The organism is Microbacterium sp. TPU 3598 (genome assembly GCF_002356155.1).
In the GTDB taxonomy this organism is placed as follows: Bacteria; Actinomycetota; Actinomycetes; order Actinomycetales; family Microbacteriaceae; genus Microbacterium; species Microbacterium maritypicum_A.
In genome coordinates this window covers 3764665-3787270 of record NZ_AP017975.1, presented here as the reverse complement: position 1 = coordinate 3787270, position 22606 = coordinate 3764665, and the positions used below count along the sequence as shown (strand labels likewise).

The following is a 22606-nucleotide window of genomic DNA, read 5'->3' as shown; positions in this document are numbered from 1 at the left end:
GACGCTCCGGACGAGTGATCGAGGCGGGGTCGACGTGCCGTGTCCCCTGTGGATAACTTAGGATGCCACGGTAGTCATCCCGGCTGTGAACGGCAACCTGCCCTTGAAAACACGCGTGCGTGTTGCAGCTGCCGGCCGACCCGGGGTTGTGGATAATGGCTGTGCGGTTCGTACCGGAAGACCACCAGAGGAGCGCGCAGATTTGCTCTGCGCGCCGGTAAGACGTACCCTTACTTGGTTGACTTATGCCATTTTTGGCAGTACCCCATGTCTCCGGTCGAAGTGAACCCGGTGGCAGCATTCCCGGAGTGATTCCATGAGCAAGCGCACCTTCCAGCCCAACAACCGTCGTCGCGCCAAGAAGCACGGCTTCCGTGCCCGCATGCGTACGCGTGCAGGCCGCGGCATCCTCGCTGCACGCCGTGCGAAGGGCCGCACCGAGCTCTCTGCGTAGTCCGCTGTGCTCGCCCGCCCGTATCGGCTGACCCGCGGGAGCGACTATCGTCTGGTCGTTCGTCGCGGTTCCCGTTGTGGCGGGGCGCGCGTCATCACCTCGATGCTGACGACGGGCGAGAGCAGAGCCGCAAGGTTCGGATTCATCATCAGCAAGCAGGTAGGCACCGCTGTGGTGCGCAACACCGTGCGTCGTCGGCTCAAAGCCGTGTGCGCGGAGGCGCTCCCGGGTGTTCCCGAGGGCACGGATGTCGTCATCCGTGCCCTTCCTGCGTCTGCCACGGCCTCCTTCGCGGAGCTTCGAGCCGATGTCGAACGCTGCTTGGGCAGACTGACGCCGGCTCCTGCCGCGGTGTCGGCATGACCGCGCTTCCAGCCTCGTCTGTCGGGACCGCGCAGTTGCACGCGCAGGACCTGATCCGCAGCATCCCGGTGATCCCGCGCAATCTCGTGCTGGGATTCCTCACCGCGTATCGCAAGGTCATCTCCCCGATGTACGGAGATGTCTGTGCGTACTATCCCAGCTGTTCCGCCTACGCTGTAGGTGCGGTGCAGCAGCACGGTGCAGTGAAGGGGGCAGCGCTCTCGGCATGGCGCATCCTCCGCTGCAACCCCTGGACTACCGGCGGCGTCGATGATGTCCGTCCGCACGACCACTTCCGTTACGACCTGACTGCACACGGTTTCGTCGTCCCTTCCCGAAAGGACTGATCGGTGGGTCTTGACCTTCTGCTCGCCAGTGCGACTCCCAGCCCCGAACCCGCGGCAGGTGGGTTCGATCTGATCGGCACCATCCTGTGGCCGCTCAAGTGGGTCGTCGAGCTCATCCTCGTCGCCTGGCACTGGCTGTTCACCGCCGTCGGGCTTCCTGCGGCATCCGGCATCACCTGGGTGCTGTCGATCGTCGGACTCGTCGTCGTGGTCCGTGCCGCTCTGATCCCGCTTTTCGTGAAGCAGATCAAGAGTCAGCGAAAGATGATGGAAATTGCTCCTGAACTGCGAAAAGTTCAGGAGAAGTACCGCGGCAAGAAGGATCAGCTCTCTCGCGAGGCCATGAGCCGCGAGACCATGGCGCTGTACAAGAAGCACGGTACGACACCGATGTCGAGTTGTCTGCCTCTGCTGGTGCAGATGCCGATCTTCTTCTCGCTGTACAGCGTGCTGAGCGATGTGAGCAAGCATGCGAAGGCAGGTGGTGGTGGCGTCGGGCTCCTGAGCCCGGAGCTGACGAAGGAGTTCTACGACGCCAAGCTGTTCGGCGTCGCCTCGCTGCACGAGAACCTCGGCAATGCGATCGATGCGAAGAACACCACGGCGATCGTCATCCTGGTCACGCTCGTCGTCCTCATGATCGCTTCGCAGTTCTTCACACAGCTGCAGATCATCTCGAAGAACCTGTCGCCCGAGGCCAAGACCGGCCAGGCGTACCAGATGCAGAAGATCATGCTCTACGTGCTGCCGCTGGGCTTCATCTTCTCCGGTGTCTTCTTCCCGCTGGGCGTCGTCGTGTACTGGTTCATCTCTAACCTCTGGACCATGGGCCAGCAGTTCCTCGTCATCCGCGAGATGCCGACACCCGGTTCAGAAGCCGCCAAGGCTCGCGAGGAGCGTCTCGCCCGCAAGGGCAAGGCCATCGATTCCTCGGGCAAGGTCGTCCCGATGGCCGCTTATGAGGCGGAGCAGCAGCGTCTGCTCGAAGAGGCCGAGAAGGCCAAGGCGGAAGCACCGAAGCGTCAGCAGCCGGTCGGCAAGAAGCGCGCGAAGAAGAAGGGGAGCGGTTCATGAGCGAGACGATGACCGACAGCACCGAGCCCACCGTGGCTCAGCTCGAGAACGAAGGCGACGTCGCCGCGGACTATCTCGAGGAACTCCTCGACATCGCGGACATCGATGGCGACTTGAACCTCGACGTTCGTCAGGGCCGCGCTTATGTCTCGGTCGAGGCCGAGGGAGATGCATTGGCGTTGCTCTCCGCCCCGGATACGGTGCAGGCGCTGCAGGAACTGACGCGTCTCGCGGTGCAGAGCAAGACCGGGTCGTTCTCTCGACTGATCCTCGACATCGCCGGCTCCCGCGACACCCGTCGCCGTCAGTTGGAGACGTTGGTCGATGCCGCCGCCGCGAAGCTCGACGAGGGCTCGTCCCAGGCATCCCTGCCTTCGATGTCGAGTTACGAGCGCAAGCTGGTGCACGACATTGCTGCCGAACGGGGTCTGGTCTCCGAGTCCTACGGTGAGGGCGCCGACCGCCACACGGTTCTTCGCCGTCGTTGATGTTTCACGTGAAACATCGTTTCGGGGGCAGGCAATGAGTGAGCTGGAGCAGGAACCCTCGGTCGCTTCCGATCTCTTCGGAGACCGCATCGATGTGGCACGTTCGTTCACCTCAGCTCTCGCTCGCGAGGGGGAAGAGCGGGGCCTCATCGGTCCACTCGAGCTCCCACGGCTATGGACGCGTCACATCCTCAACAGCGTGATCGCTGCTCCCCTCTTCCACGGTTCCGTCGCTGATATCGGCTCGGGTGCCGGACTTCCTGGCCTGGTTCTCGCGATCGCCCGCCCGGACGTGCAGTGGACTCTTGTTGAACCGATGGAGCGACGCGTCACCTGGCTCAACGAGCAGGTCGATGGACTGGAGCTCTCGAACGTGACCGTTCTTCGATCGCGTGCGGAGGATGTACGTCCTGCGGAAGGCTTTGATGTCGTGACTGCTCGCGCCGTCAGCGCACTGCGCACCCTGGTTCCGTTGACTGCTCCGCTGGTTCGAGATGGCGGCGAACTCGCTCTCCTCAAGGGGATGAACGCACCGAATGAGATCGAGGCGGCCCAGAAGCAGATCAAGAAGTTCCGTCTGACGGATGTGAGGGTCGAGGTCTTGGGGGAGGGTATCCTCCCCGAGACCACCCGGGTTGTTCGCGCGCGCGTTCGCTAGGGCCGTCCAGTTCCACAGATAGGCGGGGTGTTTCACGTGAAACACCCCGCTTTTCTGTGTAGTGCTGTCGGGGCCAGTTTGCCTCGCGCCGGAGTGATGTCGGCTTTGGACGTGATGAATTGTCGGGCGCCTGTCTTCCGTAGAGTCCAGACGACCCGGGGATGCGTGGGCTCCCGACGGAGGATCCTGGTGGGAGCGGGCCAAGCACGCCGGTGCTCTGTCCTTGCTATGTCTGTCGGGGGAAAGCGGCGCTTGGGCGCCGCTCGACGCGGAGATCGCTGAAGTGCCGCCCATTGCGCGGCGCACTTGTTCGTCGAGCAGACTAGAGGAGACGTTTCACGTGAAACACGGTGGATAGACGCACCTCGTGGCGCAGCCTCTCGTAGTGGTCCTGTGTCTCTGGGTGCTCGACTGGGCGCAATGACGACGTTGTGGGGAATAGCCATCGCGGATTGTCGTCGCTGGAGTTGTCACGGGCTGTCAGCGTGATGGCTTGTGGGTGTGGCTTGTGGGCGTGGGCGTGGGCGTGGCAGATGCGCACCAAGAAGCATGGTGCGCAGGCTTGCTGCCGGCGGGGACCGGGTGATGCCGAACACGCTTGCTGCCTGGTTTCACGTGAAACGCTGACGTCGCGTCCAGGCGCGAGATCGACGGCTCAAGCTCCACCGAGTCCCCCTTGACGGAGCGAGCACTATGTCGACCCCACCTTCGTGGATGCCCATCTGCCACGGTCACGGTTCTCGATGGCTTTGGAAGGGTGTTTCACGTGAAACGTTCCCGCCTGTTCGTCGGTTATCGCGCGTGAAAACGGTTCTGCCGTGGAGAACCGCACGAGCGACATTGATCTGGAGAGGCGCGGATAGTGGGGTGGGGGAGGGCGGTGGCCACTGTCCTTTGCTTGCGAGACGTATCCCTCCAAGGGTCGATCTCTTCCATGTGCGCCTCATTTATGTGCGTTTCACCTATGTGCGCCTGACCTTTTGGCCACCGATCGCCGATGTTGCGGATTGCGGCCTCTCTTGTGAAGGGGGACTCCCTGTAGATCTGCGACTCGCCGCAAGACTGGGACTTCCTGTGGAGAGTGGTCTTCGCGGCGGAGCGCGATCTGGTCGCCGCTTCGCACTCCGGGGCGCGGGGATTCGCGTGGTTGTCCTCCCAGCGCATGGTCACATGTGGATGCACTTCCTCCAGGAATCACTGCGCTGGTATTGGTGTCCGATCTCGTCCGTGCAGCCCTTCTTCACTCATGTTTCACGTGAAACGGCTCGAGGTACCGTGGTTGCGCCGCGGGCGGTCATCTCGAGGTAGGTCCTTACGAGGCTGATCGGCAGCAGCGGGGCTCGCGCGGTGTGCGTGAGTCCCGCGCTCCGGCGCAAGCGGCTTTCTCCGTGAGCGCAGTACGGACGAGTTGATGTGAGGAAGAACGCCGCTCTGCGCACGGCCTTGTAAACCTTCGGTTCAGGCGCGTAGCTCGGTCAGCGCGGCTAGGAGAGTGCGGCTCAGGTATTGCGGCTAGGGGGTGCGGTCAAGGGAATGTAGTTCAGGGAGTGCGCCTCGGTTGGGGTGCACGGGCTAGGGAGCACATTTCAGGAGACGCGGCTCGGCACGAAAGTCCATGGCGCCCCAAAACTGACATACCCAGGCTGTGCCCCGCTGTCGTTCTGCCGGGGAGGAAGCGGCTCCCAGGGTGCACGCGCCTCGCGAACGCCCCCGTTTCACGTGAAACAACGGCCTCGACCGCCAAAAGGGGCCCTCAGACCTCCTGAGATCTCGGATCCCTTTCCTCCCGCAACGTACCCTCGAAGGGCCCACGGCGTACGCTCCGTCATCGAAGGTCAGTCCCAGCGATTAGAGTGGAACGCGGCCCCGAAAGGAGTGGATGTTTCACGTGAAACAGTCCGAGAAGACGTCATCGAACGGATCGTTCGGGATGGATACGCCGCTCGCGCGGGAACTCGCTGACCTCTCCGCGCGTCGGCGCGCACTCGAGGCCACCACCGTGGAGTTCACCGGGGAAACCCGTGTGCTGACGGTGTCGAATCAGAAGGGCGGTGTGGGTAAGACCACTACCGCCGTGAACATCGCCTCCGCCCTGGCGGGAATGGGGGCGAAGGTTCTGGTCATCGACCTCGACCCCCAAGGCAATGCGTCCACGGCCTTGGGTGTGCCGCACAGCGCTGAGATTCCCAGCGTCTACGACGTACTGATCGATGAGCTCCCACTGGCGGACATCGTGCAGGAGAGCCCCGAGGATTCGAACCTCTTCTGTGCGCCGAGCACCATCCATCTCGCGGGTGCAGAGATCGAACTCGTTGCACAGGTCGCCCGAGAGCATCGCCTGCGTCGCGCGCTCGAGGCGTACCTGGCCGACCACCCTATGGATTTCGTCATCATCGACTGCCCGCCTTCGCTGGGGCTGCTCACGATCAACGCCTTCACGGCCGCCACCGAGGTCTTCATCCCGATCCAGTGCGAGTACTACGCCCTCGAGGGATTGAGTCAACTGCTCGGGAGCATTCAGATGATCCAGAAGCACCTGAATCCGGTCCTTCACCTCTCCACGATCCTGCTCACGATGTTCGATGGTCGTACGCGCCTGGCGCAGCAGGTCGCCGAAGAGGTGCGTACGCACTTCCCGGAGCAGGTACTCGAGACGGTCATCCCGCGTTCCGTCCGGGTATCGGAGGCCCCCAGCTTCGGTCAGACCGTGATCGCTTACGACGGTCAGTCCGCCGGCGCGATCGCGTACCGTGAGGCCGCTGTTGAAATCGCGTCGCGCACAGCGACGCAGAGCAAGGAGAAATGATGGCGAAGCGCACTGGGCTGGGTCGGGGTATCGGCGCCCTCATCCCCACAGCTGATCAGTCGGAACGTCCCGTCGACGTGTTCTTCCCTGGTGCGAGCCTGCGACAGGCGAACGCGGAGACCGCGCCGGAGGTGGAAGCCGACGCACCCGATCTCGAGATCGTCCCCGGCATCCACCTGATCCAGGTCGACCCGAACACGATCGTCGCCAACCCCCGCCAGCCTCGAACACACTTCAACCCCGAAGATCTAGCAGAACTGGTGCACAGCGTGCGTGAGTTCGGTGTGCTGCAGCCCGTCGTGGTTCGCAAGAACACCGAGGGACAGTACGAGCTCATCATGGGCGAGCGGCGCACTCGTGCCGCTCGCGAGGCAGGTCTCGACGTCATCCCCGCGATCGTCCGCGACACCGCCGACGAAGATCTCCTGCGGGACGCGCTACTCGAGAACCTTCACCGCTCCGAGCTGAACCCGCTGGAAGAGGCCTCGGCCTATCAGCAGCTGCTCGAAGACTTCGGTATCACCCAGGAAGAGCTGGCCACTCGTATCGGACGCTCTCGTCCGCAGATCAGCAACACGATCCGTCTGCTGAAACTGCCGGTGCCGGTGCAGCAGCGGGTGGCGGCGGGAGTCCTGACCGCGGGCCACGCACGCGCGATCCTCAGCCTCGACAATCCCGAGTCCATGCAGCGCCTCGCGGACAAGGTCGTGAACGAAGACCTGTCGGTGCGCGCCACGGAGGAAGCGGCCAAGTCGCAGCCCAGCGCCGGCAAGTCCGTGAAGCCGACTCCCGGTGCACGACGTGCGTACCTCGATGAGGTCGCCGGCAAGCTCGGTGACCGGTTGAACACCCGGGTGAAGATCGCTCTAGGTGCACGAAAAGGCCAGGTCACGATCGACTTCGCTTCGATCCAGGATCTCAACCGCATTCTCGAAGAACTGGGAGAGGGCGGCTACGGCTCGTCGAAGTGATCTCCCGACAGGAGCAGCGCTAGCCTAGACTCGCGTCATCGTGACGACGAGGGGGATGTCATGTCGAGAACAGCCGGTCCAGCAGCCATCAAGCGCCGCGTGATCGCCGTCAGTATCGCGGCCGCGTTGGGTGGTTTCCTCTTCGGATTCGACACCGCCGTGATCAACGGTGCCGTCGACGCGCTGGCGGGCGACGTCTCGGGGTTCGATCTCGGGACTGCCCTGAAGGGCTTCGCCGTGTCTTCGGCCCTCATCGGCTGCGCCGTCGGTGCCTGGTTCGCGGGTCCGGTCTCCAACAAATACGGCCGCATCCCGGTCATGGTCGTCGCCGCCGCGATGTTCTTCATCTCCGCCATCGGTTCCGGTCTCGCCTTCAGCGTCGTCGATCTCATCATCTGGCGAGTCATCGGGGGCCTCGGCGTCGGTGCTGCCTCGGTGATCGCACCGGCCTACATCGCCGAGGTATCGCCGGCTGCCATCCGCGGGCGCCTCGGCTCCCTGCAGCAGCTCGCCATCGTCACCGGTATCTTCGCGGCACTGCTCTCCGACGCACTGCTCGCCGGTATCGCCGGTGCCGCGGACCAGCCGCTGTGGGGTCTCACCGCGTGGCGCTGGATGTTCATGGTGGCCGCGATCCCTGCCCTGGTCTACGGGCTCATGTCGCTTCGGCTGCCGGAGTCTCCGCGATATCTGGTGCGCAAGGGTGAGCTGAAGAGAGCTGCCGACGTTCTCGAGACCGTCACCGGGACCGTCGATGTGCAGGGGAAGATCGACGAGATCACCGGAACCATCGACACGGAGCGCTCGGAGTCGCTGCGTGACCTGCGCGGCAACCGTCTCGGCCTGAAGCCGATCGTCTGGATCGGCATCCTGCTGTCGGTGTTCCAGCAGTTCGTCGGCATCAACGTGATCTTCTACTACTCGACGACCCTCTGGCAGTCGGTGGGCTTCGACGAATCCAGCGCCCTGCTCACCTCCGTCATCACCTCGGTCACGAACATCGTCGTCACGATCGTGGCGATTCTGCTGGTGGACAAGATCGGTCGCCGGATCATGCTGCTGGTGGGTTCGGTCGGGATGACCGTGACGCTGGGCCTCATGGCGGTGGCATTCTCGTTCGGCACGCTGGACGCGCAGGGGACGGCGACGCTTCCCGACCCGTGGGCCACCATCGCCCTGATCTGCGCGAACGGTTTCGTCGTGTTCTTCGGCGCGAGCTGGGGTCCGTTGGTGTGGGTCCTGCTGGGCGAGATCTTCCCGAACTCGATCAGAGCCGGTGCTCTCGCCGTCGCGGCTGCAGCGCAGTGGGTCGCGAACTTCTTCATCTCCACGACGTTCCCGGCGTTCGCTGAGATCGGCCTCACGTTCGCCTACGGGTTCTACGCGTTCTTCGCGCTCCTGTCGTTCTTCTTCGTGTTCTTCAAGGTGCCGGAGACCAAGGGCAGGGAGCTCGAAGAAATGACCGAGAACATGAAGGTGGAGCGCCGGAGGGGCCCGCAGCCGACGTAGGCTGGAAGTATGACCGAGTCCGTACAGCGTCGCGCCAGCCTGGAAGTGCTGCGTGCCGAAGCGGCGGACGAACTCGCGGTTCTCATCCAGGAGCGCCTTCTCGGGGGAGAGGATCCCTGGGAGTTCATGGAAGAGCTCCCCAGCGTCGATGAGCTCGTCGTCTACCTGTTGCGCGCGGACAACATCAATGCGAACGACGGTGTGCGTCCCAATGCGGCCCGACACTATCGCGTGCTCCGGCAGATCGCCCTGGAGTACCCGGAGCTGACATCGGCCGTCTGGGGCCTGCTGGACGAGAAGCAGCGGCACCGCCGCTGGGATCCGACCGTCGCCGACGCCTCCTGAGGTGGGCGTGGTTCTCGTTCCCCACGATCCGAGCTGGGCAGCGGTCTTCGAGAACATCGCGGTGGAGCTGAGGGAGTGCGGGAATCCGCACTGGCTCGTCGAGCACATCGGATCCACCGCCATCCCGGGCATGGATGCCAAACCGATCATCGACCTCGCCGTGCGAATCGCAGACGAGGATGACTTCGGGCGGCACCGAGCCGGTCTCGAAGCCGTGGGGTGGAGGCTCGGGAGCGGAGTGCGCAGCCACCGGGTGATGATCTTCGAGCAGGACGGCGTCCGCACGCGAATTGCCCACTTCTTCGGCGCGGACGAGTGGGCTGATGTGAACCAGCGGATACTTCGGGACTGGCTGTTGCAGCATCCGGACGACGTCGAGCTCTACGCACGTGCGAAGCATGCCGCCGTGGGCACCGCCCTTCGGGGAGAGGGCTCGTACAACGACGGGAAGACGGCCGTGATCCAGAACATCCTCGATCGGGCTCGCGCCGCGCGCGGACTGCCGTCCGTCTCGGTGCACGACAAGCACTGAGACGAACGGCGTCGTCTCCGCGATGCGACGCGGAGACGAAGAAGGGGCCGTACCTCCCCGGGAGGTACGGCCCCTTCTTGTCAGAGGATCAGCCGATGAATGCGGCAAGGTCCTTCTCGAGCGCGAACTTGGGCTTGGCGCCGATGATGGTCGTCTTGACCTCACCACCGTGGAAGACCTTCATCGCCGGGATCGACGTGATCTGATACTTCATCGCCAGCTCGGGGTTCTCGTCGACGTTGAGCTTGAGGATGGTGATCTTGTCGGGGTTGTCGGCCTGGATCTCGTCCAGAACCGGCGCGACCATACGACACGGACCGCACCACTCAGCCCAGAAGTCCACCAGCACCGGACCGTCGGCCTGCAGAACGTCCTGCTCCCAGGTCGCCTGGCTCGTAGCCTTTGCACTCATCAGAGTTCTCCTTGATTCGAGGTTCGTCTGCTACAACAGCCGACGAGGGGAAAGTGTTCCCGGGCTATGCCGAGGCGGTGAGGATCTCAGCGGCCTCGGCCGCCGGGACCTCGACGGAGGCGTCTTCGAAGTCTGCGAGGAAGTGCTCCGCGTCGAGAGCGGCGACCGTCCCCGTGCCGGCAGCCGTGATGGCCTGACGATAGGTGGGGTCGATGACGTCGCCGGCAGCGAAGACTCCGGGAACCGAGGTCTTCGACGAACGGCCGTCGACCCAGATGGTGCCCTCCGACGTCAGCTCGAGCTTGTCGTGCACGAGGTGCGTGCGCGGGTCGTTGCCGATGGCGATGAAGAGTCCGTCGAGCGGGAGGTCGCTGAGGGTGCCGTCGACGGTCGAGCGCAGCTGCACGCCGGTCACGGAGTCGCCACCGAGCACTTCGGCGACCTCACTGTTCCACACGAACTCGATCTTCTCGTTCGCGAAGGCGCGCTCCTGCATGATCTTCGACGCTCGCAGGGTGTCCTTGCGGTGGATGACGTAGACCTTGTCGGCGAAGCGGGTGAGGAACGTGGCCTCTTCCATCGCGGAATCGCCGCCTCCGACGACCGCGATCGTCTTCTCGCGGAAGAAGAACCCGTCGCACGTGGCACACCAGGAGACGCCGTAGCCCGAGAGGCGCTCTTCACCTTCGATGCCGAGCTTGCGGTAGGCGGAACCGGTCGCGTAGATCAGGGACTGCGTCTCGTGCTCCGCACCGCTGCCGAGGATGACCTTCTTGACGGGACCGTCGAGCTGCAGCTCGGTGACGTCGTCGTAGACGACCTCGGTGCCGAACTTCTCCGCCTGCTCCTGGAACTTGGCCATGAGTTCGGGGCCCTGGATGCCTTCGGGGAAGCCCGGGTAGTTCTCGACCTCGGTGGTGTTCATCAGCTCGCCGCCGACCTCGACGGAGCTCGCGATGAGCAGCGGCTTGAGGTTCGCCCTGGCCGCGTAGATGGCAGCCGTGAATCCGGCGGGGCCGGAGCCGATGATGATGACCTGACGCATGTGCTCTCCGTCTTAGAAACTGCAGTCGAATGACCTTCGAATGCTTCAACCCATGGTAACCGCGAGGCATTCCCCGCACAGTCTGCGCCGCTGCGCTGGGAGAAGCCTTTGGGGTGGGATCAGCGACCGGGCAGGAAGCGACGGATGAGGGCGCTGCCGGCCTTGAGCTCAGGGGCACGCAGGAGAGCGAGAATCGCGATGTAGACGATCACCACGACGAGCCCGATGATCGCGGTGCCGAGGGCGCCCTGGATCTTGTCATCCATCGTCCAGCCTGCGGTTCCTCCCAGCAGGGCGAACGCTCCCCAGCCAGCGAGACCCGCGGGGACGCCGGCGATCGCGAAGCGAACGATGGCGGACATCCAGGAACGGATCTGCAGGCCGCCGATCTTGCGATGCAGCAGCCACGTGGCGACGATCGTCTGCAGGATGCTCGCGATGGACTGACCGAGCGCGACCGCCGCGGCGAGGGACGTGAGGGGGATGATTCCCGCTTCGCGCATGCCCAACGCGATGAGCGCCGTCACCACGATGAGCACGCACTGGAAGATCGTGAACCAGAACGGGGTGCGCGTGTCGTCGTACGCGTAGAACGTGCGCTGCACGATGAACAGGACCGTGAGCGGGATGAGCCCGACGAGATAGGCGAGCAGCACCAGGGCGGCTGCCTGGGCGTCGTCGGCAGAGGCGGTGAACACCCGAGAAGCAGGGATGGCTGCGGCCGCGACGGCTGCTGTTGCCGCGACGATGAAGAAGAGCAGTGTGCGGATGCTCTGCGCGATGTCGGCACGGACTTCATCGTCGCGGCCGGCGGCGGCGTGACCGCTGATCTGGGTGAAGTAGGGAGTGCCGATCGAGAGCACGATCACCGAGTACGGGAGCATGAAGATGAGCCAGGCATTCGCCGTCACGGTGGCGGAAGCACCGAAACCGGCGACCTCGCTGACGATGTAGCCCTGGAGGACTCCGGCGGAGAGACTCGCGAACGCCATGAGGAAGGTCCAGCCCGCCAGCCGTCCGACATTCCCGAGTCCGACTCCCCGCCAGCGGAAGTCGGGTTTCAATGCGAGCCCCGTGCGGCGCCAGAAGAGAAGCAGGACGACGGCCTGGAGTGCGATGCCGAGAGTGGCCGTGCCACCCAGCAGCGTGATCATCTGCGGCGTCCAGTCGGCGGCCTTCGTGGACACCGGCCCGAACAGGGCACCGAGCGCGAGGAAACCGGCGATCGACACGATGTTGTTGACGACGGGCGCCCAGGTGAACGGACCGAAGATCTTCCGCGCGTTGAGAGCCTCGCCGAGCATCGCGTAGAGGCCGTAGAGGAGGATCTGGGGAAGACACCAGTATGCGAGTGCCGTCGCGAGCGCGAGAGTGGCCTCGTTCGCCTTGCCGGCGACCAGGTGGACGAGCCAGGGTGCCGCGGCGGTCGCGATCCCCGTCACCACCACGAGCACCACGGTGCCGAGGGTGAAGAGCTTCGAGATGAACGCGTTGCCGCCGTCGGCATCCGCTGTCGCCTTCACGATCTGCGGGACGATGACGGCGGTGAGGATTCCGACCGAGATGAGGGAGAAGACGCTGTTCGGCAACTGGTTCGCATAGGTGAACGCGTCTGCTGCTTGGGATGCGACCGAGCCGAGGACGCCGACGAGCACGATGCTGCGGAGCAGGCCGGTCAGTCGAGAGACGAGGGTGCCGGCGCCGATGATGGCGCTCGCGCGGCCGAGACTACTCAATCTGTCTCCCGTCGCCGGTCTTGTCTCCAGTCGTCGGCGCAGGAGCATCGGATTCGGCTTCCACGACCACCTCGTCTTCCGTGGACACCTCCGCCTCCGCGGCCACCTCGTCGAGTTTCTCGAGCTCGGCCTCCGCCTCGGCCTCCTCAGCAGCCTCGTGGCGCTTGCGGCGGACCGTCCGGATCACACCGAGGGTGATCAGGAGGACGGCGAGACCTCCGAAGATGACCAGACCGATGGTCTCCCACTCGGCGCGAACGGCGACTCGGATCTCCTGCTGACCCTGGATCTGCACGCCGGTGGGGCTGTAGAGGCTGAGCCGCAGGTCGACCTCACCGCTGCCGACGCGTGCCGATACCGGGACCTTGACGCGCTTCGTCGAGTTCGCCTCGACGACGGTCTCGGTCATCGGGGTGACTTCGAGGCGCGGGTCGGTCGGTGAGACGAACAGCTGCACCGTCACCGGCCACGGAAGGTCGTTGCGCACGGCGATCGGCAGGTCGGCGTTGGCCGTGAGCAGCTGGATGGTGCTGGACGGCGGGATGCTCACGGCCGCGAGCGTCTCCGTGGTGCGCTTCCGGTGCTTCTCGACACCGTCGGCGAAGGACTTCGCCGACGATCCGACGGCCAGCGTGCGGAGGATCCTGATGCGCTCGGGGCTCAGCAGCACTTGGGGGTCGGTGAGGATCGAGGAGAAGGCGGTGAGAGTGCCCTCATCGGCGAGGAGCTCGTTGACCGCGGTGGCGCGAGCGGGATCGGCCTGGGAGGTGAGGGCGGCCGGAACCGGCGGTGTCGCGCGGAGCGCGGACAGCTCGAATCCGATCGAATCGGCGGCCGAGATCGCGTCGCGCAACGCGTCGGCGTCGCGATTCTCGTCGCGGTCGAGTCCGACGAGCAGGGGGGCACCGGCGACGCGATCCTCGGCGAGCAGGAGCAGAGCAGCGGCCTCGGCGAGGAGGCGCTGGCGATCGAGCGGGTCCGCTTCGGCCGCGACGTCGGACAAGGACTCGGACAGGCCCGTGTCTGTGACCAGGAGGTCGTTTCCGCCGAGCGTGGCGTGCGCCGCACTCTGTCCGCCGAGCGCTGCCGAGGAGACGACCGTGGTCGTGCCCTCGCCGAGGTAGCGCGTGAACGAGGAGAGGTCGTCGGGTCCGAGGTCGTCGTCCGGCCACAGGATTCGAGGAAGGGCGCCCTCGACGGCCGTGAGCTCCTGGTCGTCGGGCAGCTGCGGCGTGTTGGTCGGGCTGGGGGACGGACCCGGTGACGCGCTCGGTCCGTCCGTCGGGGAGACGCTGGCAGGTGCCTGCGGGAAGTTCGCGGGATCGAGGAACGGAGCCAGAGTCGTCGGCTGCAGGAGTGCGGGCAGCCCCGCCTGTGCCTGAGCGGTGGCATCCGCATCACCGAACTGCAGCGCGAACCGTGCGTTGGGCAGAGCTTCGAGACGGGTGAGCCAGTCCTGGGCCGACCGCGGCGCTGAGGAGCCGAGCACGCGGATGGCCGTGAGGATCGACGGGTCGATCGCGAGCACCGCGGTGGTTCCCGCGACACCGTCGAGCTGAGCGGTGAGAGCACCGTCCGGCGCGGTGAGCGCGGCGAGTTCGTCGGAACTGAGCAGCGCCCCACCCTCCGGCGTCGCGGTGACCGGGACCAGGACACCGACCTGCGTCGTCTGGGAGTCCGCCACGACCAGCACGCTCGTGGCGGTGGCCGCGACGGCTGTCGCGCGATCGTCGGTGGCGCTCGCCGTCTTCGCGCCGGTGAGCTCTGCGCGCAGCGGGTACACACCAGGGGTGAGATCGGAGAGGGTGTCGGCGGGCACGAAGACCGTCGCCGTGGCCGACGTGTCGGCCTCGAGTGGCGCCGTCGTCTCGGAACCGATCGTCGCGAAGTCGCCAGGAGCCTTACCCTCGTCGAGCCAGCTCGTGACCGAAGCCTCATCCGTCAGGGGAGTCTTGCTGAGCTCCACCTGCACCTGACCGCCGGAGAGCTTCGAATCCGTGTCGTTCTGCAGCGTAACCATCGCCGTGGTCGCGGAACCGGGGGCGACGAGCCCCCGCAGACCCGCGGAGACGTGGAACCCGATGCTCTGCTCGTCGTCTGAGGAGGATCCGCCGGCGGCGATGGCGGTGCTCGGGAGGGCGACCGTGTAGGCGCCCAAAGCGATCGCGAGTACAGCGGTCCCGCCTGCGAGCCTTCGCAGGCGCGCACGGAAGCCGTGCTCGGGGTGATCGCGGTCATGAAGGTCTTCCTCGAACGCCCGGAAAAGGGCTGATCGTGAGTACTGACCCCCTGATTCTAGGAGGCCTGGGGAAGGAGAACCCTGAAGACGCGTAGAGTGACGGCCGTGTCCGACACCCCCGCACCCCACACCGACCCGCTTCTCGTCGCCGCACTCGCTTCTGATCTCGACGCCGCCGACCTGCGTTCCGCGCCCCTTCGCCGACTGTGGGGCGAGGAGGCCGACGATGCCCTCGCCCGCGGGATGAGAGAGCCTATCCTGCGCGCGATCGCCGGTGACGGGGGCGTGCTGGCGACCCTGGGACGCCTCCTGGTGCTCGGCATGCCGCAGCCGCGGGTGGCGGTCGCCACCGCATTGCCGCAGCTCGGCGTGGACGGGCTCGTGGCGCTCGCACTCGCGAAAGCCGATGCCGATACCGTGACCCCGACCGTCCTGCTGCGTCCACAGTCGTTCGTAGACGCCGACGGCGTCGGGGAGTGGTGGATCGCCAGCGACCTCGATGAGGTCGCGCTCGACGGCCCTCTTCCTCTCGACCACGTGCTCGGGGTCGGCGGGGCGTCGCGCACTCTCGCCGAGACGATCGTTCCCATCCAGGTCGATCGCGCGCTCGATCTGGGGACCGGGTGCGGGATCCAGGCGCTCCTCGTCGCCCGTCGGGCCGGCACCGTGATCGCGACCGACATCTCGGAGCGCGCCCTGGCCTTCGCGGAACTCAACGCCCGCCTCAACGGCGTGGCCAACATCGAGTTCCGACACGGCAGCATGTTCGAGCCCGTCGCGGGCGAGGCCTTCGACCTGATCGTCTCCAACCCGCCGTTCGTCATCACCCCCCGGATGGACGGCGTCCCGGCATACGAATACCGCGACGGCGGACTGGTGGGAGACGCGCTCGTCGAGCAGTTCGTGCGGAGCGCACCCGCGTATCTGACGCAGCACGGCATCGCCCAGCTGCTCGGCAATTGGGAGTCGCGGGCCGGGATCACGGGTCTCGCACGTCTCGACGCGTGGGTGCCGAGCGACATCGACCTCTGGGTGATCGAACGCGAGGAGCTGTCGCCGCTCGGCTACGCGGAGTTGTGGATCCGTGACGGCGGCACCACACCCCGCGACCCTGCGTTCACCCCGCTGCTGACCGCCTGGCTCGACGACTTCGCCGCGCGAGGCGTGACGTCGGTCGGATTCGGGTACGTACTGATGCGGCGAGGCTCGACGCCTCCGCTTCGCCGTACGGAGCGCATCGCCCAGCCGGTCTCCAACGTCGGCGCCGCTCTCGGTACCGGGCTGGCCGCGCACGACGCCCTCGCCGACGGGCTTCCTGCAACGCTGGTGACGGCACCCGATGTCACCGAGGCCCGGCACCTGCTTCCGGGCAACGACGACCCGAGCGTCATCGAGCTGCGACAGGGCGGCGGCTTCGCCCGGACGGTGAACGTGGATCCCGCGCTCGCCGGGTTCGTGGGCGCGTGCGACGGCGAGCTCACCGTGGTGCAGATCGTCTCGGCGCTGGCCGACCTCTTCGAGGTTCCGCTCCCGGATCTGTGGGCCGAGATCGAGCCCCGCATCCGGTCACTCGTGCTCGACGGCATCCTGGTACCGGGGGAATAGACGGCGTTTCCATGCGTTGGAATAGATCATGAAGGCTTTCGGATTCCTCTCCTTCGGGCACTATGCGGATGTGCCCGGCTCAGCGACCCGCACCGCGGGGGACATGCTGAAGCAGACCATCGCGATCGCCGAGGGCGCAGACGAGATCGGTGTGAACGGCGCATACGTTCGTGTGCACCACTGGGCGCGTCAGGCGGCTTCGCCGATGCCCCTGTTGACGGCCATGGCCGCGCGCACGAAGCGCATCGAGGTCGGCACCGGGGTGATCGACATGCGCTACGAGAACCCGTTCCAGTTCGCGGAAGAAGCGGCGGCGCTGGATCTGATCTCCGACGGACGCATCGCGCTCGGGGTGAGCCGCGGTTCACCCGAGACGGCTCTGCGCGGCTATGAGACCTTCGGCTACGTCGATGAGGAGGACACCGAGCGCGGGAGCGTCATCGCCCGGGAGAAGTTCGACCTGTTCCTGCGCGCGATCGACGGCGAGGGAATCGCCCCCGGTGATCCCCGCATGGTGGGCGCCGGACGCTACCTCGCGATCGAGCCGCAGTCGCCGACGCTTCGCGATCACGTCTGGTGGGGATCGGGTTCGCGTCCCACCGCGATCGAGACGGGTCGCAAGGGCCTGAACATGATGAGCTCGACGCTCGTCACCGAGGCCACAGGGCAGCCGTTCCACGAGTTGCAGCGTGAGCAGATCGACCTCTTCCGCTCGGCGTACAAGGAGGCCGGTCACACCGGCACACCGCGCGTCTCGGTCAGTCGCAGCGTGTTCCCGCTGGTGTCCGACATGGACCGGGCCTACTTCGGCCTTCGGAGCGAGGAGAACGCCGACCAGATCGGCATCATCGACGGCTTCCGTTCCACGTTCGGCAAGACCTATGCGGCGGAGCCCGACGTGCTGATCGAACAGCTGAAGCAGGACGAGGCGGTGATGGCCGCTGACACCCTGATGCTGACGATCCCGAACCAGCTCGGACCGGAGTACAACCTGCATGTGCTGGAGTCGTTCGCGAAACATGTGGCACCCGCACTCGGATGGAAGCCGAACACGGAAGGGCCTGTCCAAGGCGACGCCATCTGATCAAGACCCTCGTCCTTGACAAGGCGTCGCTGAACGCTGACGCTGGGTGACGGCGCGTCGATGGACGCGTCGTCACCCCGTGCAGTTCCGGAGGCAGTCATGACCCGTGTTCGCGTCGATCTCAACATCTCGCTCGACGGCTTCGCCACGACGACGGATCAGACTCCCGAGAACCCGTTCGGCGAGGACTGGGGGCGGTTGACGGCGGCATATACGGCAACCCGCACGTTCCACGAACGCGTCTTCCATGACACCAGCGGGGCGGGCACCACCGGCGTGGACGAGAAGTACGCCTCGCACTACTTCGAGAACATCGGCGCCGAGATCATGGGGGCCGGGATGTTCGGGCTCCACGCGAACCAGGACGACCCCGACTGGCGCGGATGGTGGGGAGAGGAGCCGCCGTTCCAGGCTCCGGTGTTCGTGCTCACGCACACCCCGCGTCCGTCGATCGAGTTCGCCAACGGCACGAGCTTCCACTTCCTGTCTGCCGAGCCCGAGGAGGCGCTCCGGAAGGCGGTCGCCGCTGCGGATGGACGCGACGTGCGCGTCGGAGGCGGGGCGACGACCGTGCGCGAGTACCTTCGCGCCGGACTCGTCGACGACCTGCATGTGGGGATCACGCCGATCCTGATCGGCAGCGGGATCCGCCTGTGGGACGACCTGCGCGGGTTCGAGTCGGGCTACCGCGTGACCTCGGAGGTCGCCGAGTCCGGTGTCACGCACATCACGTTCTCCCGCGAGGGCTGACCCGGGCGGGCGGGGTCGATCTGGAAAGCTGGACCGGTGCGCATCCGACCGTTCCAGCCCGAAGACACCGATGCCGTCGTGGCCCTGTGGGAGACCGCAGGTCTCACGAGACCGTGGAACGACCCGCTTCAGGACATAGCCCGCAAGGCGACAGTGCAGCCGCATCTCTTCGTGGTGGCGGAGGACGAGACAGGGCGGATCCTCGGTTCGGTCATGGCCGGCTACGACGGACATCGCGGGTGGATGAACTATCTCGCCACGAATCTCGATGCACGAGGGCTCGGGGTGGGCAGGGCACTCGTCGCCCACGTCGAGGCCGGTCTGCGCGATCTGGGCTGCCCCAAGGTGAACCTGCAGGTGCGGACGGGGAACGCCCAGGTCGTCGAGTTCTACCGACGCCTCGGCTACGAGATCGACGACACGGTCGACCTGGGCAAGAGGCTCATCGCCGACGTGTAGTCGGGAGGAGGTTCTGCTCACTGAGCGCCGACCGTACGAGTAGAGCCACGATCAGTTCCCGCTCGGCGGACCGAACAGCTCCTCGCCGTGCTCGTGCAGCAGCTTGTACGCGTCGGCGAAGGTCTCCGGCTCCTGCTCACCAGGCTTCCCGTAGCGCGCGAGGAGCAGGCCGAGCAGACCGCGTGCGGGCGGCGTGAGAGGCTTCAGCTGATCCTTCTCTCCGGGCTGTGGTGCCGTGTCCTCCGGGTTGGGCGGCGTGTAGGCCGGGGTGGTCACCGGCCAGTCGGACGGATGCCGCGGCTTGTCGAGGTTGACGACGTTCAGCAGCGTGTTCGCCGACTCATCCCGGTCGTTGAGGGGCGTCAGGCCGTGCAGGCGCGAGAGGGTCGCGGTCACGGATCCGTGATGCATCTCGTCATGGATGATGCTGCCGCGCTTGGTATAGGCCGAGACGGCGATGGCCGGCACCCGGCACCCGAGCCGATCGAAGGTGAAGCCCATCTCACCCGGACCGGTCTCGGGCGTCGGCTTCGTCACGGCGGGCGGCGGCACGTGGTCGTAGCACCCGCCGTGCTCGTCGAAGGTGATGAGCAGCAGGGTGTTGACGGCGTTGGAGCCCTTCGGGGAAGCGCTCGTGCGCACCGCCTCGTAGATGTCGTGGATGAGGCGGTCTCCGGCACGCACGTCAGAGATCGCACTGTCGAACACGGCCTCACCGTCGATCTCGCTCTCGCGGGGGAACCGAAAGGAGGGTGGAAGTCGTTGTGGTCGTAAACCATCCGCGGCTCGATGAAGGCGTATGCGGGGAGCGTGCCGTCCTTCGCCTCGGCGTAGAAGTCCTCCATCGTTCCGAAATGATCGGTGCGCCAGTACTTCTCCAGCACCGCCGCATGCAGCATGCCGGTGAACGAGACGAGCTGGAGCTTGTCGATGTAGATCTTCCAGCTCACCTTCTTGTCTTCGAGCCGGTTGAACACCGTGGGCGCTGCCGGCGCATCCAACCACTTCCGGTAGCCGCCTCCGGCCTGGTTGGTCACGAAACCGTGAGACGTGGAGGCGTGGAAGAACGAACGGTTGCAGAAGGTCTGCGAGGGCACTCCGGCGTACCAGTGGTCGAACACCGCGAATTCCGAGGCGAGCGTCGACAGCACCGGCAGCATCTCGGGAGAGAACGAGCCCATGATGTGCGCGGCTTCGTCGGGCCGGGGATCCACACCCTTGCGCAGGCGTCGGAAGTTGATGATGTAGTCCTCGAGGAAACCCGACATCGTGGCCTTCTCGCCGCGCGTCGGGGCGTTGAAGGGCGCGGTCATCTCGTCGACGAAGAGGTCGGCGTTCGTCGGAGGATCGACCGTGCCGAAGATCTGCGTGTTGACGTGCGGGTACTCCTCGCCCGGGTCCGGGTCGGGAAGACTCATGATCCGGTCGGTGTCGCCCTCGTACACGTGCGCGTCGACGACCGTGCCGTCGGAGGCGGTGTTGCTGTAGGAGCCGAATTCCAGTCCCTCGAACGTCTCGCCCGCCGGGAGGTTCTCCTTCGAGTACAGGTACCCGAGCAGGTTGTCGAAGGAGCGGTTCTCGCCCATCACGACGACGAGGTGATCGAAACCGGGTTCGCTGCGCGGTGTGAGGGCAGCGAACGGATCAGGATCCGCCGCGAAACCGTCGCGACCGTTACCGGCGATGGAGGCTCCGATGGCCGCGCCGCCGACACCGCCGACCACCGCGCCGGCGAGGGCGGCGCCGCCCACCTTGAAGAAGCCTCGGCGGGAGGCATCGCGGGGGGCGTCGGGGGAGGGGGAGTCTTCGTCGGCCATGCCGCGATCCTACGACGGTGCCGCTCCTCGTCGGAGGGCGCCCTCCGACGAGGAGCGGATCTGTCCGTCAGGCCGCGGCGATCCAGAGCACGGCACCCTCTCGCCAGCCGAGACCGGCCGCACCCTCGGGGATCGGCGCCTCGTGCCGCGGACGCACGACGCGCATCCGCTTTCCCGCGAGCTCGACGATGTAGACGACGTCGGCGCCTCGGTAGACATGGGTGACGACCTCGACACGTACCGGAGCGTCGCCTCCGATCGTCGGGGAGAGCCGCAGATCCTCCTGGCGGAGCACCACCTCGCCGGCGCCATCGGGGCCCGCGCCGGTCATCGGCACCTGGATCGCGGTGCCATCCAATGTCGCCACGGCGCCGGAACGGGTCGCAGGCAGCAGGTTCGCCGCACCGATGAAGTCGGCGGCGAAGGGAGTGCGCGGTGCTCCGTAGAGCTCGGCCGGTGCACCCTCCTGCTCGATCACACCTGCGTTCATGAGGACGATGCGGTCCGAGAGGCTCATCGCCTCCTCCTGGTCGTGGGTGACGAACACGGTGGTCAGGCCGAGCGTGCGGTGCAGTTCCTTCAGCTCGACCTGCATGTCCTCCCGTAGGCGGGCATCGAGGTTCGACAGCGGCTCGTCGAGCAGCAGTACGCGCGGCTCGAACGCGATGGCACGGGCCAGGGCGACGCGCTGCTGCTGTCCGCCCGACAGCTGTGCCGGCATCCGATCGGCCAGGTGGCCCATCTGCACGCGCTCGAGCGCACGGACGGCGAGTTCCTTCTGCTCGGCCTTGGTCTTCTCGCCCGACATGCGCAGACCGAAGCGCACGTTCTCGACGACGCTCATGTGCGGGAACAGCGCGTAGCTCTGGAACATCATGCCGAGGTGGCGCTTCTCGGGCGGGAGCCCGGTCACATCCTGGCCGGCGATCTCGATCGTGCCGCCGCTGGGCGACTCGAGGCCCGCGATGCAGCGCAGGAGCGTGGTCTTGCCGCACCCCGAGGGCCCGAGCAAGGAGACGAACTCCCCCGAACGCATCGAGATGTCGATGCCCTTGAGCACCTTCGTCCCTTTGAAGTCCTTGGTGAGAGCAGTGATGGTGAGTGTTGTCATCAGACGAACAACCTTCCCAGGCCGATGATGCGTTCGAGCACGATCATGAGGACGACGGTGAGCAAGACCATGAGAGTCGAGACGGCGGCCACGGTGGGCGACGTGCTGAACTCCAGCTGGCCGTAGATGGCGATGGGCAGGGTCTCGAGCTGCGGAGTACGCAGGAAGAGGGCGATGACCGCATCGTCGAACGAGATGTTGAAGGCGAAGAACGCGCCGGCGGCGATGCCGGGGCGGGCGATGGGGAGCACGACCAGGCGGTAGCGGTTCCAGGTGCTGGCGCCCAGGGTGCGTGCCGCCTCTTCCGTGAAGTGATCGGCCCTGGTCATGACACCTGTGACGGTGCGCATGACATAGGGGATCGCGATCACGACGTGGATCGCGATCAGGACACCCACATTCGGCGACCCGATCGTGAGTGAGGAGATGGACAGTGCGCCGATGGCGAGGATGATCGTGGGGATCGTCAGCGGCGACATCAGCAGCCCCTGGATGGCGGCACCGCCGGGGACCTTGAAGCGGGTGAGGGCGAGAGCGGCTGCGGTGCCGATGGCTGCGGCGACGATCGCGACCGTGATGCCGACCAGCAGACTCAGCCGAAACGGCTCGAGATACGTGTCGGAGGTGAGCGCCTCGACGTACCACTCGAGCGTGAAGCCCTGACCGGGAAAGGTCAGGAAGCGGTTCTCGCCGATCGAGGCTCCGGCGACGACCATGAGCGGCACGAGCATGTAGAGCGTCACCACGACGCCGAGGACGATGGCGAGGACCCTGCCGAGGATCGGAACGGAACGGACCATG

The 22606-nt window shown here is 65.9% G+C and carries 23 protein-coding genes; 15 read left to right on the top strand and 8 right to left on the bottom strand.

Annotated features, from left to right (window positions below; translation table 11 throughout):
• The first annotated feature begins 316 nt into the window (after nucleotides 1–316).
• The 11 genes from rpmH to MST3598_RS18050 all read left to right on the top strand — a co-directional run bounded on the left by rpmH (nucleotide 317) and on the right by MST3598_RS18050 (nucleotide 9547).
• The gene (rpmH, locus tag MST3598_RS18100) at nucleotides 317–454 is read left to right on the top strand and encodes a 50S ribosomal protein L34 (RefSeq protein WP_013584598.1); all 138 of its coding nucleotides are present in this window, start codon (nucleotides 317–319) and stop codon (nucleotides 452–454) included.
• Between the two features lie 6 nt (nucleotides 455–460).
• On the top strand, nucleotides 461–817 hold the full coding sequence (gene rnpA / locus MST3598_RS18095; RefSeq protein ID WP_021201385.1) for a ribonuclease P protein component: 357 nt from the start codon (nucleotides 461–463) through the stop codon (nucleotides 815–817).
• On the top strand, nucleotides 814–1164 hold the full coding sequence (gene yidD / locus MST3598_RS18090; protein WP_029259463.1) for a membrane protein insertion efficiency factor YidD: 351 nt from the start codon (nucleotides 814–816) through the stop codon (nucleotides 1162–1164). Before rnpA ends, yidD begins: the two co-directional genes overlap by 4 nt.
• Nucleotides 1165–1167: 3 nt before the next feature.
• Nucleotides 1168–2238: a membrane protein insertase YidC gene (gene yidC, locus MST3598_RS18085; protein WP_021201387.1), complete on the top strand. Its 1071-nt coding sequence runs from the start codon at nucleotides 1168–1170 to the stop codon at nucleotides 2236–2238.
• The gene (locus MST3598_RS18080) at nucleotides 2235–2726 is read left to right on the top strand and encodes a Jag family protein (RefSeq protein ID WP_021201388.1); all 492 of its coding nucleotides are present in this window, start codon (nucleotides 2235–2237) and stop codon (nucleotides 2724–2726) included. Before yidC ends, MST3598_RS18080 begins: the two co-directional genes overlap by 4 nt.
• Nucleotides 2727–2760: 34 nt before the next feature.
• Nucleotides 2761–3384, top strand: a complete 624-nt coding sequence (gene rsmG, locus MST3598_RS18075) for a 16S rRNA (guanine(527)-N(7))-methyltransferase RsmG (RefSeq protein ID WP_029259462.1) — start codon at nucleotides 2761–2763, stop codon at nucleotides 3382–3384.
• Nucleotides 3385–5314: 1930 nt separating this feature from the next.
• Nucleotides 5315–6190, top strand: a complete 876-nt coding sequence (locus MST3598_RS18070) for a ParA family protein (RefSeq protein ID WP_231924898.1) — start codon at nucleotides 5315–5317, stop codon at nucleotides 6188–6190.
• The gene (locus tag MST3598_RS18065) at nucleotides 6190–7161 is read left to right on the top strand and encodes a ParB/RepB/Spo0J family partition protein (RefSeq protein ID WP_021201391.1); all 972 of its coding nucleotides are present in this window, start codon (nucleotides 6190–6192) and stop codon (nucleotides 7159–7161) included. The genes MST3598_RS18070 and MST3598_RS18065 overlap by 1 nt, the downstream gene beginning before the upstream one ends.
• A 60-nt stretch (nucleotides 7162–7221) precedes the next feature.
• Nucleotides 7222–8670: a sugar porter family MFS transporter gene (locus MST3598_RS18060; protein ID WP_197024849.1), complete on the top strand. Its 1449-nt coding sequence runs from the start codon at nucleotides 7222–7224 to the stop codon at nucleotides 8668–8670.
• Between the two features lie 9 nt (nucleotides 8671–8679).
• Complete coding sequence (locus MST3598_RS18055; protein WP_021201393.1) at nucleotides 8680–9015, top strand: hypothetical protein; 336 nt, start codon at nucleotides 8680–8682, stop codon at nucleotides 9013–9015.
• Between the two features lies 1 nt (nucleotide 9016).
• Entirely contained in the window at nucleotides 9017–9547 is a 531-nt protein-coding gene (locus tag MST3598_RS18050) for a GrpB family protein (RefSeq protein WP_051671077.1), read from the top strand.
• Nucleotides 9548–9635: 88 nt separating this feature from the next.
• Here the strand turns inward: MST3598_RS18050 and trxA are convergent, their stop codons facing one another.
• The 4 genes from trxA to MST3598_RS18030 form a co-directional block, all read right to left on the bottom strand.
• The gene (trxA, locus tag MST3598_RS18045) at nucleotides 9636–9959 is read right to left on the bottom strand and encodes a thioredoxin (RefSeq protein WP_021201395.1); all 324 of its coding nucleotides are present in this window, start codon (nucleotides 9957–9959) and stop codon (nucleotides 9636–9638) included.
• Between the two features lie 64 nt (nucleotides 9960–10023).
• Nucleotides 10024–11004 carry a thioredoxin-disulfide reductase gene (gene trxB / locus MST3598_RS18040; protein ID WP_021201396.1) on the bottom strand — a complete coding sequence of 327 codons (981 nt, stop codon included), beginning with the start codon at nucleotides 11002–11004 and terminating at the stop codon, nucleotides 10024–10026.
• A 119-nt stretch (nucleotides 11005–11123) separates the two neighbouring features.
• Nucleotides 11124–12740 carry a murein biosynthesis integral membrane protein MurJ gene (murJ, locus tag MST3598_RS18035; protein WP_029259459.1) on the bottom strand — a complete coding sequence of 539 codons (1617 nt, stop codon included), beginning with the start codon at nucleotides 12738–12740 and terminating at the stop codon, nucleotides 11124–11126.
• Nucleotides 12733–14940: a DUF6049 family protein gene (locus tag MST3598_RS18030; RefSeq protein ID WP_269458661.1), complete on the bottom strand. Its 2208-nt coding sequence runs from the start codon at nucleotides 14938–14940 to the stop codon at nucleotides 12733–12735. Before MST3598_RS18030 ends, murJ begins: the two co-directional genes overlap by 8 nt.
• Before the next feature lie 135 nt (nucleotides 14941–15075).
• Between MST3598_RS18030 and MST3598_RS18025 the strand changes: the two genes are divergently transcribed.
• The 4 genes from MST3598_RS18025 (at nucleotide 15076) to MST3598_RS18010 (ending at nucleotide 18877) form a co-directional block, all read left to right on the top strand.
• Nucleotides 15076–16584 carry a DUF7059 domain-containing protein gene (locus MST3598_RS18025; protein ID WP_172889168.1) on the top strand — a complete coding sequence of 503 codons (1509 nt, stop codon included), beginning with the start codon at nucleotides 15076–15078 and terminating at the stop codon, nucleotides 16582–16584.
• 28 nt (nucleotides 16585–16612) lie between these two features.
• Nucleotides 16613–17668 carry an LLM class flavin-dependent oxidoreductase gene (locus tag MST3598_RS18020; RefSeq protein WP_029259456.1) on the top strand — a complete coding sequence of 352 codons (1056 nt, stop codon included), beginning with the start codon at nucleotides 16613–16615 and terminating at the stop codon, nucleotides 17666–17668.
• Between the two features lie 99 nt (nucleotides 17669–17767).
• Nucleotides 17768–18418 (top strand): dihydrofolate reductase family protein, encoded by a 651-nt coding sequence (locus MST3598_RS18015; RefSeq protein ID WP_029259455.1) that lies wholly within the window; start codon nucleotides 17768–17770, stop codon nucleotides 18416–18418.
• Nucleotides 18419–18454: 36 nt separating this feature from the next.
• Nucleotides 18455–18877 carry a GNAT family acetyltransferase gene (locus MST3598_RS18010; protein WP_029259454.1) on the top strand — a complete coding sequence of 141 codons (423 nt, stop codon included), beginning with the start codon at nucleotides 18455–18457 and terminating at the stop codon, nucleotides 18875–18877.
• Between the two features lie 51 nt (nucleotides 18878–18928).
• On the opposite strand, the gene MST3598_RS18800 is transcribed toward MST3598_RS18010, so the two are convergent.
• From MST3598_RS18800 to MST3598_RS17995, 4 genes are all read right to left on the bottom strand, one after another.
• Nucleotides 18929–19519: an alkaline phosphatase family protein gene (locus MST3598_RS18800; protein WP_269458657.1), complete on the bottom strand. Its 591-nt coding sequence runs from the start codon at nucleotides 19517–19519 to the stop codon at nucleotides 18929–18931.
• Nucleotides 19411–20694: an alkaline phosphatase family protein gene (locus MST3598_RS18795; protein WP_269458656.1), complete on the bottom strand. Its 1284-nt coding sequence runs from the start codon at nucleotides 20692–20694 to the stop codon at nucleotides 19411–19413. Before MST3598_RS18795 ends, MST3598_RS18800 begins: the two co-directional genes overlap by 109 nt.
• Nucleotides 20695–20761: 67 nt before the next feature.
• Nucleotides 20762–21805 (bottom strand): ABC transporter ATP-binding protein, encoded by a 1044-nt coding sequence (locus MST3598_RS18000; protein WP_096359663.1) that lies wholly within the window; start codon nucleotides 21803–21805, stop codon nucleotides 20762–20764.
• Nucleotides 21805–22605: an ABC transporter permease gene (locus MST3598_RS17995; RefSeq protein WP_029260809.1), complete on the bottom strand. Its 801-nt coding sequence runs from the start codon at nucleotides 22603–22605 to the stop codon at nucleotides 21805–21807. Before MST3598_RS17995 ends, MST3598_RS18000 begins: the two co-directional genes overlap by 1 nt.
• Between the last annotated feature and the right edge of the window lies 1 nt (nucleotide 22606).